General features: G+C 61.5%; 16 protein-coding genes. 2 read left to right on the top strand and 14 right to left on the bottom strand.

Annotation, left to right across the window (positions count from 1 at the left end):
- Nucleotides 1-35: 35 nt before the first annotated feature.
- The 13 genes from Q0316_RS09890 to Q0316_RS09830 all read right to left on the bottom strand — a co-directional run bounded on the left by Q0316_RS09890 (nt 36) and on the right by Q0316_RS09830 (nt 10,868).
- Nucleotides 36-509 carry a hypothetical protein gene (locus Q0316_RS09890; RefSeq protein WP_022684448.1) on the bottom strand — a complete coding sequence of 158 codons (474 nt, stop codon included), beginning with the start codon at nt 507-509 and terminating at the stop codon, nt 36-38.
- A gap of 107 nt (nt 510-616) precedes the next feature.
- Complete coding sequence (locus Q0316_RS09885) at nt 617-1,855, bottom strand: hypothetical protein (protein WP_022684447.1); 1,239 nt, start codon at nt 1,853-1,855, stop codon at nt 617-619.
- Nucleotides 1,856-1,879: 24 nt separating this feature from the next.
- Nucleotides 1,880-2,752 carry a hypothetical protein gene (locus Q0316_RS09880; RefSeq protein ID WP_022684446.1) on the bottom strand — a complete coding sequence of 291 codons (873 nt, stop codon included), beginning with the start codon at nt 2,750-2,752 and terminating at the stop codon, nt 1,880-1,882.
- 141 nt (nt 2,753-2,893) lie between these two features.
- Nucleotides 2,894-3,283, bottom strand: coding sequence for a hypothetical protein (locus Q0316_RS09875; RefSeq protein ID WP_022684445.1), 390 nt, complete (start codon nt 3,281-3,283; stop codon nt 2,894-2,896).
- Nucleotides 3,267-3,590, bottom strand: coding sequence for a type II toxin-antitoxin system prevent-host-death family antitoxin (locus tag Q0316_RS09870; protein ID WP_022684444.1), 324 nt, complete (start codon nt 3,588-3,590; stop codon nt 3,267-3,269). Before Q0316_RS09870 ends, Q0316_RS09875 begins: the two co-directional genes overlap by 17 nt.
- Nucleotides 3,591-3,650: 60 nt before the next feature.
- Nucleotides 3,651-4,397: a PRTRC system ThiF family protein gene (locus Q0316_RS09865; RefSeq protein WP_298671794.1), complete on the bottom strand. Its 747-nt coding sequence runs from the start codon at nt 4,395-4,397 to the stop codon at nt 3,651-3,653.
- A 1-nt stretch (nt 4,398) separates the two neighbouring features.
- Entirely contained in the window at nt 4,399-5,052 is a 654-nt protein-coding gene (locus Q0316_RS09860; RefSeq protein ID WP_081643391.1) for a PRTRC system protein A, read from the bottom strand.
- Nucleotides 5,053-5,054: 2 nt separating this feature from the next.
- Nucleotides 5,055-5,882, bottom strand: a complete 828-nt coding sequence (locus Q0316_RS09855; protein ID WP_022684441.1) for a PRTRC system protein B — start codon at nt 5,880-5,882, stop codon at nt 5,055-5,057.
- A 7-nt stretch (nt 5,883-5,889) separates the two neighbouring features.
- Nucleotides 5,890-6,807, bottom strand: coding sequence for a hypothetical protein (locus Q0316_RS09850; protein ID WP_238564993.1), 918 nt, complete (start codon nt 6,805-6,807; stop codon nt 5,890-5,892).
- Nucleotides 6,808-7,056: 249 nt separating this feature from the next.
- Nucleotides 7,057-7,263: a PRTRC system protein C gene (locus Q0316_RS09845; protein ID WP_022684438.1), complete on the bottom strand. Its 207-nt coding sequence runs from the start codon at nt 7,261-7,263 to the stop codon at nt 7,057-7,059.
- A 43-nt stretch (nt 7,264-7,306) separates the two neighbouring features.
- On the bottom strand, nt 7,307-7,735 hold the full coding sequence (locus tag Q0316_RS09840) for a PRTRC system protein E (protein ID WP_022684437.1): 429 nt from the start codon (nt 7,733-7,735) through the stop codon (nt 7,307-7,309).
- Between the two features lie 37 nt (nt 7,736-7,772).
- On the bottom strand, nt 7,773-9,413 hold the full coding sequence (locus tag Q0316_RS09835; protein ID WP_066560124.1) for a PRTRC system ParB family protein: 1,641 nt from the start codon (nt 9,411-9,413) through the stop codon (nt 7,773-7,775).
- 171 nt (nt 9,414-9,584) lie between these two features.
- Entirely contained in the window at nt 9,585-10,868 is a 1,284-nt protein-coding gene (locus Q0316_RS09830) for a hypothetical protein (RefSeq protein ID WP_022684434.1), read from the bottom strand.
- Between the two features lie 189 nt (nt 10,869-11,057).
- On the opposite strand from Q0316_RS09830, the gene Q0316_RS09825 reads away from it, so the two are divergent.
- Nucleotides 11,058-11,531 carry a hypothetical protein gene (locus Q0316_RS09825; protein WP_022684433.1) on the top strand — a complete coding sequence of 158 codons (474 nt, stop codon included), beginning with the start codon at nt 11,058-11,060 and terminating at the stop codon, nt 11,529-11,531.
- Nucleotides 11,532-11,563: 32 nt separating this feature from the next.
- On the opposite strand, the gene Q0316_RS09820 is transcribed toward Q0316_RS09825, so the two are convergent.
- The gene (locus tag Q0316_RS09820) at nt 11,564-11,758 is read right to left on the bottom strand and encodes a hypothetical protein (protein WP_022684432.1); all 195 of its coding nucleotides are present in this window, start codon (nt 11,756-11,758) and stop codon (nt 11,564-11,566) included.
- A 1,075-nt stretch (nt 11,759-12,833) separates the two neighbouring features.
- Between Q0316_RS09820 and Q0316_RS09815 the strand changes: the two genes are divergently transcribed.
- Nucleotides 12,834-13,952, top strand: coding sequence for a replication initiation protein (locus tag Q0316_RS09815; RefSeq protein ID WP_022684431.1), 1,119 nt, complete (start codon nt 12,834-12,836; stop codon nt 13,950-13,952).
- Nucleotides 13,953-13,965: the final 13 nt, after the last annotated feature.

The raw sequence follows: 13,965 nt of genomic DNA, 5'->3' as shown, positions 1-13,965 counted from the left end.
TCGCGGTCAGGCCCACGGCCCGACCTGGAGCGTCACTAACGGGTCATCAGCAGGTCGAGGGCGTGCTCGAAGACCTCGTCTCCGGCGCCATTGACGACGACAGCCTTGGGATTGGTGGCGAGCACGGCGCTAGAGATGGTAGCGATCGGGCGCTTGCGCAGTGGATGTTGGAAGATCTGGTCCTTCTCGATGGTGACCAGATTGGTGCGCAGCAGACGTTTCAGCCGTCGGCCTTCGAGTGCGCGTGTCAGCAGATCGCTCACTTCGGCTTCGAGATCATGATCGAGGGTTATGTCGCCCAGAACGGTTGGCGCCCGGTTGGCCTTCAGCCACGTATCGACCTCAGCCAGATCCCAGCAACCGACCTTGTCGAAGAAATCGGCGGACCCGTGCCCCTGGTTATGGGCATGGAAGGCCAATTCGCCATCGATCCAGATTTCCGCGCGATAGGCAGTGGTTTCTTGGGATAGCGCGGCGCTGTGGGTGATACGTCGCAGTTCGATTTTCATAGGGGGACTCCTGTGATGCTCCAATGGCAAGCACCCGCCCCTCTCCCCCTTCCCTTTCCTGTCAGCGCGAAGCGGGGCGGTCGGATTGGAGCTGATCGCGCATCGGATCATCCCAGGCGCAGGGCCGCGGCATATTGGCGCAGCAGCTCGGTCATCGCGGATCGCAGATGGCTCTTGTTGCCGATAACGATTTCGGGATTGAGATCATGGCCGCGCGCAGTGCGGTAACCTGTTGCGGTCTCGCCATAGGCGTCTTCGACGATGATCCGGTGTCCCCGCGGATGCGCGGGGCCGGCGTAGCGGACAGTGAAATCGCCGAGACGTCCGGAGAGCCCTGCTGCCATTTTGCTCCAGCGAATATGGCCGGCTGCAAACTGCTCGCCTCGAGCCCGACCGCGGGCAAGCCAGAGACGAAACTGCGTCCGTTGTTGGAGCAGCGAGTTGCGCGTGCGCTCCATTGTTCGCGCAAGTGGCAAGATATGAGAGTCGGTATCGAGTCGTGCGAGTTCAGCTTCTTCCGCAACCGCGAGTATGTCGGCATAATCACGCTGACGAAGATGCGCCCGGAGTGCTTCGTCATCCCCGGGTGGCAGCCCGGTCGCGCCAGAAAGGGCGTAAAGGCCGGTCTGGGCGTCGATCAGACAAACTGTGGTTTCGTCATGGCCTATCCGCTCATGGAGCATGGCGAGGATGCCGATTGTCCCCGCGGCGTGTTCAGTCGCGCCGAGAAGCAGTAAACGCCGGTGCCATGAGACGGGTGTCGGCAGATCGGTGGGCGCGGGCCACTGGCTAGGCAGAGGCCGTGAGGAGGGCGGGCTGGTGGCTGTGGCAGGTTCGGGGGTGACTGCGGCAAGGGATCGGCGGGCGACGTCGAAAATGTCATCGGGCCGCCCTCCCCCATCGAGAAATCCCTGGTCGTAGGCGCCGCGGCGGCGATCGGGTTTGCCCTGGCGAGTAAGGGATGGTGGCCGGGCCTCCCATCCTGCCTTCGCTGCGTAATTGCCATCGGCCCAGGCTACCGCTTCGTCCCAGTCATAGCCATAGACGGCACGGGCATGGAGAATGCCCCTATCCCGGCTGTCGGTGCTGCCCCCGGCAACCTTCCGCTCGACATGGGCGAAGTTTGCCGCCTGGCGTTGTTGCTCGCCTTCTTGCACTATTCGTTCGTGGAGTGGCTTGAGCATCGCGGTGCGCTCGCGGGTGCGGGCCATGCGCGCTTCGAGCGGCGTATCGTTTGGCAGGTCAGGAAAGGCGCGCCAGGCATTGGCTATGGCATGAGCATGATGCGGGGCACGGCCATGCGCTATCCAGCACGCCGCATCGGCGGGATCGAAGGCGTCGGTCATGTCGACTGGTCCTCGCGCGAGGGCTCACGCTGCATGGTGGAGCAGCGGCAATGCGGTTACATCGCCCAGCGTCGCGCTTCGATCGAGTACCGGATAGGGCAGGCTCGGAACCTTGCGCGCCGCGATCCGTGCCGCTTTTGTGAGGGGGAAGAGATAGGTATGACATCCGGGATGGCGTCGTCGGCGCAGGAAGCCCGTGCGCTCAAGATCGGCGAGCCAGTCCGCGCGGTCTTCGCCGAAGCGGGGTGGGCGTGCCCCGGCACTGAGGAGCGCATCGATCGCATAGCGTTGTCCGCATTCGGCGTTGCGGATCTTGGACAGCGCGCGTGAAGAGATCGGCTGCCCGTCGGGCAGGATGAGGTCGGTGCGCGGGCTCGATCTGCCGGAATATTGGCTGTTTGCGGCGCGATAAATGAGGCCGCAATGTCCGGGGAGTATCACCCGCCCGTCGGGATCAACGCGGCGGACCGGATCGGCATAGGAGATGACGGAGAGGATTTCGGGTTTCTCGCGGCGCAGGAGCCGAAACGCGCGGGCGATCAGGAAGGTCTCGGCATTGCCACCCTGAGAATCGTCTATGACAAGACGACCGAGATCGCAGGCGGTGCGCGGATCGGCAAGGCCCGCGCTCTTGGGAACGCTGGCGTTGTTGACCGGGTGCGAGAAGACGCAAACGCCGACCAGTTCCGAGCGGCCGCCTCCCGCATTGGCGAAAAGGCCGGCCGACAGGCGCGCGACAGGCATCGAGGCGGTGTAGTGATGTGCCCGCACGAATGGGGCCGCCTGGTTCTTCGTGCTTATGACATCGACGGCAAGCTGTTTCGGATCGATTTCCGTCGCGTCTGGTATCCAGTGGCAGCGCCGGTCGCGCCAGCGCTGGCTGCGTGTGGTGAGCATGATGGTGATCTCCTTTGGATCACCATTGCCCCTCCCCCTTCCCTAACGCGGCCCGTAGGGCCTGAGAACCGTCTGGGTTTGCTGATTTGGAGGCATTGATCACCTCAAATGCTTATGCTTGAGCGTGAGTAATGTGAGGACTCAATCTCGATTGATTCCGGTCGCGTTGGCTTTGAGAGCGGAAATAACTGCATTGGTGAAGCCTGGAGGCATGCGACCGGCAACATAGGAAGGTTCCGGTGACACAGGTCGGATATCGTAACCAATCCAGGTGAAGTGATTATACTGGTCGACGACGACTGAGGTGCCGCGGGCGATCCCCGCAGCGTCCGCTACCTGATCGGGTATTGCCAGGGTTGAGGCTTGCCTGTCGGCCTTCGTCGTGATCGCGACTGTAAACACCCGCTGTCCCTGTGTGGCGATTACCATGACAGGGCGTGTTTTGACGCCCTCGTCGCGACCAGCTTGCTGTTCGTGGGTGAACAGGTAGACGTAGTGGAGTATGTCACCGACCTTAGGAAGCGGGGTCATCGTTCCAACGATCTGACGCGATTTCCTCTCTCGTCGGACGGGCCGCTTCGAAGAGGGCCGCATGCTCACTGGTCATGTCGGCGGCGTCGACGGCAACCAGATCCAGAACCGAGAGAATTTGACCGGCCGCAATTCGTTCAAGCCGCTCGAAGTAGGAAGCTTCGGCCAACGTGATGTCAGGTCTTCCATGCTTGGTGATGGTGACAGGTGTCCGGCGCCCGAGATCGAGATATTGTCCCGTGTGGTTGTGGAAGGTGGTCAGCGGAACCTTCTTTTTCGGGGGTGCGGCGATTGCGGGATCGGCCATGCGACTCTCTTTGGCTAAATGATCCTCCCAAAATAGCAAATATGGCAATTTTTGCAAGTTTCAGCAGATTCGTGGGAGCGGGATTGGCACGGTCTGACCCGAGCCAAGGTTGATGAACGCACCAGCGTGGCCGATGGAACCGCGGCCAAAGAGGTCGAACAGAAGCGCGAGTGCGTGGCTCGCGACGACGCGGTTGATGAACAGCGATTGCCGTTCCAGCGCCTCGGCGATCGAGCAGGAGGGCGCGTCGTTATCGGGCAGTGTTTCATGGCTGAGTTCGGGAAAGGCTTCGAGAACGGTGGGCAGGCGTGCTTCTTCCTCGCCTCGCTCAGGCGCTGGGCAGCCGATGATGAACTGCCCGTCATTTGCGCGGTTTCCAAGGTCCATCCAATAGTCGGGCTTGTTGCGTTCCTCTTCCATCGCCGCGCCGATCGCGCGACGCGCGGACGCGGTGTCGACACAGGTGATGAGGAGATCGGTGGCATCAAGCCTAGCGGCGTCAGGAGCGCGGCCATGGATGGCCTTCCAGTCGAGGCCGTGCGCGAGATTGATCCGTTCGGTTAGCGTGCGCGCCTTCGAGGTTCCGACATCGCATGGGTAGAAGGGTTGACGGCCAAGATTGGCCTGGGTGACGATGTCGTCATCGACCGTCGTCACATCGAGAGAGCGCGAGGAGATGGCGCGTAGGGCGGTATCGAGAGCCGTCAATCCCATGAGCATCTGCGAGCCTGAGCCGCCGCACCCGACAAGGAGGATCCGGATTGGTCGATGGCTGAAGGCGGCGGGGAGGAAATGGCGCTGTGGCATGTCATTGTGCATGACGTTCTCCTGCGAATGGGCTGCGTGGCAGGGGGAGGAACATGCCGCCGGCGCACAGGCGCGAGACCATTTCGGGGCCGGTGGGATCATCGATCCTGCCGAACACGAGCGCCAGTTTGGTCGTATCGGCATCGTCCGCATCATCGGTGGCGCTGAAGAAGGCGCGCGCTCGCCCATGGCTGTGAACATCCGCGACCATATAGCAGCCAGGCGGGAGGACGGGTGTACGGTAGACGAGGCGCGAGGGCGTCGCTTCGTCGATCGTCGGGTAACTGAGCGAGAATTGCCGGGTGACCTCGTTCCATAGCACGAATACCGCTGCCTCATTGGGGAGTGCGGCGCGAAAGTGATCGAGCATGGAGGTTCGAAATTCTTGCGGAATCAGGCCGCAAAGGAGGTCGGCACGGGGCACTCCTGCAGAGCCATAGGGAAGATAGCCGGCGATCGCGGAAGTGATTGGAACATCGAGCGCGAGCCAAGGCCGGCGCAGGATCAGCATGACAGCGTCGCATCCCACCGCGATGCCATGACCGGCAGGCGCGGATCGCAGAGCATCGATTGCGGGCGACTTGCCGGATGGCGGAATGGGGTAACAAGGCACGGCGGCGAGAATAGCCGCGGCCGTCGGATCGTCTGCGATCATGGTCATTTCCTTGCGATTGCGGCGATCAGGCGCTCGAGGGTGAACGGATCGCCTGGGTTGGCGCGCTGCTTTTGTCCGGTCCTTCGGCGGGCGCCGGCGATGAACGGCTTGAGGCGGCTCACCGGAAACCGGCGTGCCCGACGTGCGGCGAGATCGTCCCAAAGCGCGATCAGACCGCCCTTCCCCTTCACCGTAAACTCCTGACCGGGATTGGGATGGGTGGACCAGCTGTCGAACACGGCGCGCTCGAACTCGGGGATGGCGGCGGGAGAGAGTTGTTTGGGCCGCGCGATGTTACCCCAGCACAAATGTCCTTCGACAAAGACGTTGAGGATCGGCGAATGCAGCAGCCTGGTATCCGCCGTGGGCCTTTGGTTGGCCGGCAGGGCGAAGATTCCGAGGCCTGACCGGGTGGCGACGAAGAGGTGTGCCGGATAGGGAACGGGGACGATGGTCCGTGCGCCAAGTACCCGCAGGTCGTCCGGTGGGGAGGATAAGGCGAAATAGGCAGGACGTACCTGCTCGGCCACCCACCAGACGAGGACGTCAGGGTTCGAGACAAGCACATTCTCGGGGAGGATATGGGGGATGGCGGTGCGGCCGAGTGCCTCGGTCCACTGGCGCAGATGCGCGCGGGTCAGCGGTGTTCCCGCTTCGATAGTGGGGCGATCCTCGCTGTCGAGCGTGACCGGGTGCATGCTGGCGAAGGCGAAGCTGTCATCGCCAGAGGAACGGGACAATCCCCGTGTATCGCTGCGGTAGAGCAGGATCGCGTTGGCCAGGACGAGACGGCCGTCAACGGCTTCGAAATGGGTCGAATAATCGGACATGAAAGTCTCACCTTCTTGTCGGGTCGTATTTGAGCAGGGCCTGGGCGCAGTCGAGGAAGCGCGCGCCGGCGCGCAAAGTGGCGAACCAGTCGTCGATACGCTTGGCGTCCGGCAGAGGGCACAGGCCGCAAAAGTCCATGAAGCCCATTTCCATGCCATGGCGGCCGATATCGTCGAGTTCTCGCGCGAACTGGTCGAAGGGTACGAGGGTCAGCGGCGGCAGGGTTGCGCATTCCTCGATGCCGGGGACATATTCGCAGACCGTCTCGAAGTCGAAATGCCAGGCGCTGCGTTTCGGATCGCATTTGCCGAGCGCTGCATGGGCGTCGTGAAGTTCGGCGAGGAGCTGGCGCAAGCGTGCCGGGAGACGTGAGGGCCGCGCGGCATTGTCCGCGATCATCCATTCGGGGCGCCGCGCGTTCATCGTCGACGGCAATGTCATCTCGCTGTTTTCGATTTCGTCGGCGCCGTACATGTCGATCATGCTCTGGCGGGCGGCTTCATCGTCGGTCTCGCCTTCCCAATAGTACATCGAGACTTCTTCGAAGAGGTCGTCGTATCCGAAGATCGGAAGAGCGCGGCCCAGCGTCTGCCCAAGCGCCTTGTAGACAGTGGCGCGCCAACGGATCGGGGCATCACCGGTTTCGATCCAGCCAAGGTCAATCTGGCCCAGGCTATCGCAGACGACTGCGATTGCAGGCGGTCCGTGATCGTCACCGTGAAGAACAACCGTGCGTAGCTCGACCATGTCGACGGGGCCGAGGATTTCGTGAACCGCCTTGCTGAAGACCCGTTCGATATGGCGGCGCGCTTCCGGACGCGTGAAGCTTTGCGTCTCCGCAGTGCGCGCCGCGACCCATTGACCGATCAGCTTGTGGTGCGGCGCCAGCGGTCCATCGAACAGGACGGGGATATTGTTCGACACCGCGGGTGACCGCCCGACAAGATTAGCCGAGCGGCGGGAGTGCAAGTCCCGTGGGGGCGGGGATCGGTTCGGAGATACCATGCCCGGCCAGGGCTGGATTGGTGGCGACCCGCGCATGGAGGGTCTGGGCCTTGATGCTGCAGGCGGGGAGCTGGGTTCCAGGAGGATTGCCGTCATCGCATTCGATCCATTCGAGCAGGGATTTGCGGGGCGCGGGCGGTATGGGTGCGGGCTTGCGGCGCGCCATACTCAGCCCTTTGTCCCGACGGCGCGGCGATATTCGGTGACATGGACGCCTCCGACCACGCCGGCATCGACGATCTCTGCGTTGATAATCGCGGGATAGAGTGTCGCATGGTAGGTGCGCAGGGCGTTCGGCTCGGCCGCGAGGTGCGGAGGCACGGGGAGGTCAATGCCATCGTAGCGGTAGGCGCGTTCGAGATGATTGATCTGCATTAGGGTCTCCTGACTGCTGGTTGTCGAAACGGATGGTGAGGGATCAGAACAGGCTCGCAGGCTCGTCCGCTTTCGCGTCCGCGGGCGGAGAGGCCGGAGCCGGGGCTTTGGCCGCGGGGCTGGATGCCGGGATCTTGGGGGTCGAGGCTGATTTCGCCTTCGCTGCTTCGATCGCGGCCGTCTTGGCGGCTTCGGCGACCTCGCGCTGTCCTGCCAGCTGGTCAGCGAGCGTCTTGCGCGCGGCGATGAGCTGACCGAGTGCTCCTTCGGATCCCCTGGCGAGTTCGGCATCGATCTCGGTCGCGCTTGCCGTAATGGCGATCGGGCGTGTCTCGCTTTTGTCGAGAGTGTCGCTGGCGCCTTCAGCCTTGCGGGGGATGATGGTCAGGGTGACGGTGTCGTCAGGTCCTGCGACAAGATCGAAGCTGAGCGAATAGCGGGCGAGCAGCGGCAGCAGGCTTGTGACAAGCATGGTGTTCAGTCCTTTCGTGTGGGGATCGGGAGGGTAATCAGGCGACGAATTCGGCGACGCGCGCGGGGGCTTCCTCGGGAACGGGTGTTGGGGCCGGCGGCGGGCCATAGATGCTGTCGAGAGTCATTGCGCCGGGCAGTCGTCCGGCCCAGTCGAACCCACTGCGGTTGAGCATACCGGTGATGAGTTCGGTCTTCTTGGAGGCGAGAAGCTTGGCGAAAGCCTTCGCGCCGATGTGGGCAACGAGGCCGCATTCCTGGGCGATGAAGCTGAGTTCGTCCTTGGTGTACCGCTCGAGAAAGGATTGATCGGCCTGCCAGCTGTCGCGCAGATCGACCTGGAACACGCGTGCGAGATCGGCGACGTGGCTGAAGCTGAGGACGTCCTTGGCATAAGCGGCGCCAATGACGGACAAGACGTTCGCCGAGCGGGCATCGTTCAGCGCCTGGATCTGAGCGATCTTTTCCGCATAATCGAGATCCGGGAAAGTCTCGCCGACCAGGAAACCTGCGCGCGATGTCAGCGTTTCGGCCTTGATCTGTGCAAGGCTGCCCGACATCGCCGCAACAAGGATGGTCGTCCGGGCGTGATCGGTATTGCCGGCAAGCGCGCGCGCAAGGGCGGTTCGCCATGTCGCTTCTCGAAATTCCTTCGTGCGTGCGGCGATCGATTTGGCGGTCACACCGGGCTTCGGGGAGCTTTGCGTCGCTTTCACCGGAGTGGCCGGAGCAAGCGTCGGCGATGGATTGGCTTCGGACTGTGCCGAAGGTGGCTCGCCCTCCCCTTCCCCATGCTGCGAAGTCGCGGACGGCACGGTATCGGTATCCGTATCGGCGGGCGGCGCCCCGTCATCATTAGGCGATCTTGCGAGCGCAGCCCTTGCCGCGGCTTCAGCCTGCGCTTCTTTCTCAAACCGGATCACCTCGGCGGCTTCGGTCTTGAGCTGGAAGCATCCGGCATTGGTGCAATAGCCGTCGTCGACATGGGTCTCGAAGAGCGCGCGCTGGGTTGCGGAATTATAGGGGCACCTGGTGCATTCACTTTTGTCAAAACAGGCGGACGCAAGGTCCTGTGTCACACGCTTGAGAAGCTCCTGTGTCTTGGCGACGTCGAGCTGGGCCGTAAGGATGGTTTCGAGAGCCTTGTCCTGCTTGTCCTTCGGCACCGCGGCGAGCAGTTCGGCATGGCCGACCTTGATCCGGCGTTCATCCAGCGCGGTTTTGACCGGTTCGGATAGTTCCGCGAGGGCAAGCCGGCGATCGAACATGGTGCGTGACCATCCCAGACGCTTTGCGGCTTCCGCGCGGTCACCATGACATGCGGCAAGGACGCGCACGGCGGCATCGGCCTGTTCGGTCTCCGATGCGTTGTCGCGATCGTGGTTCTCTGCGATTGCCGCTTCGAGGGCTTCCTGATCGGTCATGTCGCGAATGACGACCGGGATTTCGCCTTCCGGGCCGTAAACCTCGAGTGAGGCCCGATAACGCCGCTCGCCGGCAACGATAGCGAAGAACCCTTCCTTTGGTCGGAGCAGGATGGGCTGCAAGACGCCGCGCCGACGGATCGACGCCACGAGTTCCTCATGCTTGGCTCGGTCGAAATAGCGGCGCGGATTATCTCCTTTGACGATTTTGGAAAGCGGCAGGGTGATTTCGGGACTGGGTTCTAGTGCGTCCAAGACACGTCTCCTTGCGGAATGTCGCGGACCCGTCCTTCACGGCCGTGCGCCTTCATTCCGGCGAGTCCATTCCGCTCCCCTCCCCCTTGCCTTTCGTGGCCCATCGGGCCTCAGGCCAGGTTGGTCGTTTTCGTGTGTTTGGAAAAAATGATGGCGAGCCAGGCCGCGGCTTCAGCCGCTGGTGATCAAATCCAGCAGACGTGCGTGCAGTAAGCCGTTGCGAAGTTCAGCGTCATTGATATCGATGACTGGGCCGATCTTTTCCATGCGCGGATGCGTGATCGCCTTGGCGTCGCGGTAGGCGTCTGTGTCGAAGCCCATCGCCTCGACTATGGCGATACGGTTCTCGCCGGTTTCACGAGAGTATGTTTCGATGATGAAGTCGGGCCGGCAGTTCCCAACGGGTGTCTGGATATCGAACAAGGGCTTGGTGATCGCGCTGTCGTAATAATGTTCGTCGAGCCGGTGCTGGATCCGCAGGAGATCGCGCAAGACGGTGCGTTCGAAATCGGAATCGACCGGTATGAAGCGCTGGCCGGAATAGATGGGCTGGGCGTAAGCGCGCAGCGGCGCGTAGCCTTTCACCTGCGGCAGCTCGCCGATGACGATCAGTGCCAGATAGGGGCCGGCGACGGGTGTGCCATGGATCGATGGGTGCTGGATGCGGGTCGCGATCTCGATCGGATCGCAGCCGGCGGCATGGATGATATTGCCCTCGATGCTGTTGGCAAACAGCAGGAGGAAACCTTGCGGCGCGTGTCCGCGTGGCCAACGGGGAGCAAGCGCGCGAATACCGGCATAGACGCGCCGGTGCCGGAAGGCCGAACCGTGCGTCCATAGCACCCTCGCCAACTCGACGCCTGGGGCAACTTCGATATGAGCGGCGACCTGCTGGATTGCGGCAAATTCGCTGGCGATGCCCCGTTCGTCACTGGGCGACAGCATGGCCTGGTTGCGACCTGCAAGATCGAGTAGTCGCCACATCAACCGGGCAAGCCGCGGGATATGTGGTTGGCGAATACGTCCGCTCGCGCTGTCGTCGGGTGCGCGCGCGAGACGAACCGGAGCCCTCTTCAGCACCGAGAAATAGCCATCGAGACGGTCGACTGGCCGAACCGGATCGGCAGCCGCCATGTGTCCGGGAGCGGCCTGGGCATGGAAGAATGGACAATCGAGGCGATGTTCGGGTCTTCCCGGACCCGTCAGACGTCTGAGGTAGAAAGTTTCCGCTTCGCTGAGATAGGCCGGGGTCATCAGCGGCGGAGCGACTTGCGCGCCCAGGCAGTCGCAAGCGATCCACATGTCGCCGAGCCTAGCCTGTTCGACGAGCACCACGCCGGCTTCTTCGTCGTCGTGATTGCCCTTTCCGACGTACCATCGCACGAGCGCGTTGCGCACGATCGGATCGATCGGGATACGTTGGTGCCCCCTGCCCCCGCGATCAACCAGCCACATGGAACGATCCAGGGCGACATCGGGGGCATGCCGCTGATCCTGTCAGCATGCACATTCTCCTGTCCACTGGCGTTCGGTGAGGAGCATAGCACATGGCGTATCGCCTGATAACGGTCTGGAGGAAGTTGCTCTGGTCGATTGGCCCTGTTCGTGATATGTTCCTATTTTTGCTTGTCTAGGAGATGTCACATGAGCAGCCCGAAGAAACTGCCTGGCCGGATCGATATCGACATCACGCTTGTCGATGCGTCGCTGGATCATGTGCAGCGTCCGGAGCGCCGGGCGATTGCGGCGCTGTCGATCGGTGTCGAAGCGAACGACGCGTATTACTCTGTGGTGGAGCTGCTCGAGGCTGTGCATCTTGTCGGTACCCGCCATCCAGATGGTCGGCGAAAGCTGGGCCGGATTCTGGGAGAGCGAGGCGATGATTACCAGCGTTCGATCTATTATGCGCTCGCCGGACGCGGTGCGTCCCATATGCTCGACGATCTCGACTGGCTTGCCGGGATACTCAAGACACGGGGCAGTGTAGCCCGTCACCATCCCGTGAGCGATCCGATCTCACCCTATGTATCGCCGGAACCGGATGGCCCGGTCGGCCTGTTCACACCGTCTTTTCCACTTGGTCGATCGTGGCGGACATTTCGGGCGCCAGCTGGTTGAGAGAATAGAGGGTTTCCGGGCGGGGTATTTTGTCACGGCATGACCTGTGCAGCAATCTCGGCGTTTTTGTCTGGGGTTGCGGTGACCAGGAATGGCTGTTCGACAAGACCGGTTCGTACGATGGTCTGGGGATAGCCGGCCCGCTCGCTCCGACGGCAGGCATATTCCCAGGCGCGCTGGAAGCTGTTGAGTTTGCGCTCGGCGGAGGTTTCCGACGTGGTCGGCATAGCAGGGGCCTTTCATCAGAGTAAGGGGTGAGGGATTGTCGCAAACCCTGCGTTGGGCAGTGAATCGCCCTCCCCCCTCCCCTACTTGGACCTTGACGTCGCTCGAAGCGCGTTATGAGAGGAATACCGTGGCGGACAGCGCCAGCTGATAGCCCTGATAGCCGCGTTACGTCGCAAACGGAGGTGGAGGCAATGTACGCTGCGATGGTCGACAGTTTGCTGCCTCTAGCATAATCAAAGTGCCAGGGCCGTTGTTTGATGCGCTGTGGGTTACGGTGTCCGATTGGGCAGGCCGGTGGTGTCTGGAACGAACCTCGCGGTTGCATCCCTCTTAAAGAATCATCTTATAAAAACGCCCAAGCGGAGCGCGGGAGCTTCTATAGATTCAGGATTCTAAGATTCAGGGCCATTTAGTCGTTGAAACTCAATGCGTTGATATGCCTCTATATGAGCCGGTGGGGGCTTTAGCGTGAGCGCGAGGGGGCTTTAATGCGAGCGGAAGGGGGCAACTAAATGAGCGTCCGGGGGTTAATGTGAGCGATTGGGGGTGGCCGGGATTCGATATGAAGTGGCCTTTGGAAGGGCTTGATTCAGCCCAATGAATCGTTTTGTTGGCCGACTGTGCTGGATTTGGGGTCGATTTTGAGGGCGATGGTGGCGGTCGGGATTGGCTGACGCCGGTCGTGCGGTTCTTTATATGAGTGATCGGGGGCGTCTGGGCTTGCAGTGGTAAGCGGTCAGTCCTTTGGATCGGCGTTTATATGAGTGGACGGGGGAGCCCCGGAAAACCGATTCGGATCAGCAGCTTGGCGCCGCGTTATTGTGAGTCGCTGGGGGCGCACATTGTTTGGTCTTTCGGCAGCTGAATGATCTAGGCCAACCGATCGTGTTTATGTGAGGAATCGGGGGCGCTCCTAAACCCGTGTATTTCTGCGGGTTTCGCGGCGCGTTCATGTGAGGACTAGGGGGCTGGTGACAGAGCGCCCTGCCCTCTTTCATGAGGCGGCGGGGGTTCGTCTATGTGAGTAAACGGGGGCGGGTTCTCTTTATGACACGTTGATGGTATGCAACTCATATGAAGCTCGATTCGGACATATCGGAAATCGAGGTAACATCAGGGCTGGAGAGTCTGAGCCGGACGCTGCGCGTTGCGGATGTGATTCGCCGCCGTGATCTCGATTTTGTAAGCAAACCCGGCGAATTGGTCGAGTCCGAGTTCGAGACCGGCTCGCTTGGCGCTGCTGCGCGCAAAGCTTTTGCGTTGATGCTGCGCAAGGCTGGTCCGGAAGCCTATGAAGACAAGACGTTCGTTATTACGAAGAAGGAGCTTCGAGGCTCCCACAAGGGTAATGAGCGTATTCAGACCGTGATGGATGAATTGCTTCGGGTCATTGTTCGTATTCGGACGACGACGTCGAAGGGTAAACCTGCGGTGATGTCCCAGGCGTTGCTGGCGAGCTGTGTCGAGGAAATTTCCGAAGACGGGATGAGCGTCGTCGAATTTCAGTTCTCGGATAATTTCAAGCGGGTGTTGCAGCGTTCGGACTATTATGCGCGCGTCAATCTCGGTGTGATGCTTGCGCTGCAGTCTCGCTATGCTCTCTCCCTTTACGATCTGGGGTGTCTGATCATCAATCGGCAGAACCGGGTGTACAAAATGAAGGTCGATGAACTGCGGCGGAAGCTTGGAGTTCCTGACGGCAGCTTTAAGAACTTTGCCGAGTTCCGGCGCGATGTGCTGGCGAAGTCGAAGGCGGAGATCGATCAACTGGCGGATTTCACGGTTGAATGGGAGGAAATCCGGGGATCGGGCCGCGGTCGGCCGGTCGAGGCCGTGAAACTGATGTTTCACCCCAAGGATCTTGAGGATCAGAAGGAAACCGCGCGCGAATTGGATCGTCCTAGGGTTGGTCGGCGCGCGCGGCGTGAGGGCACGGTGGAGACGATCGCGATCGCGGATCGGCCGAAGATTATCGAGCGTAAGCCGTTTCCCCGCGATTCCCTGCACTTCTGCCCCGACACGCGTTTGTTGACGATCGTTGCGGATTATGGCGGTGGTTGGGACAAGGATCTCATTGCGAGCGGGTATCGCAAGACGATGGGGTCTCGATTGGATAACCTGGTTGGGGATGCACTTTACAAGTCGTGGGAGGGGTTTTGTAAATCCTTCGTGCAGCAACGTGGGCGTGCATAGGCCCCTGCCCCCA

Origin of the sequence: uncultured Sphingomonas sp., from assembly GCF_937871615.1 — a bacterium.
Lineage (GTDB): Bacteria > Pseudomonadota > Alphaproteobacteria > Sphingomonadales > Sphingomonadaceae > Sphingomonas.
This window is presented reverse-complemented; position numbering and strand designations above follow the sequence as displayed.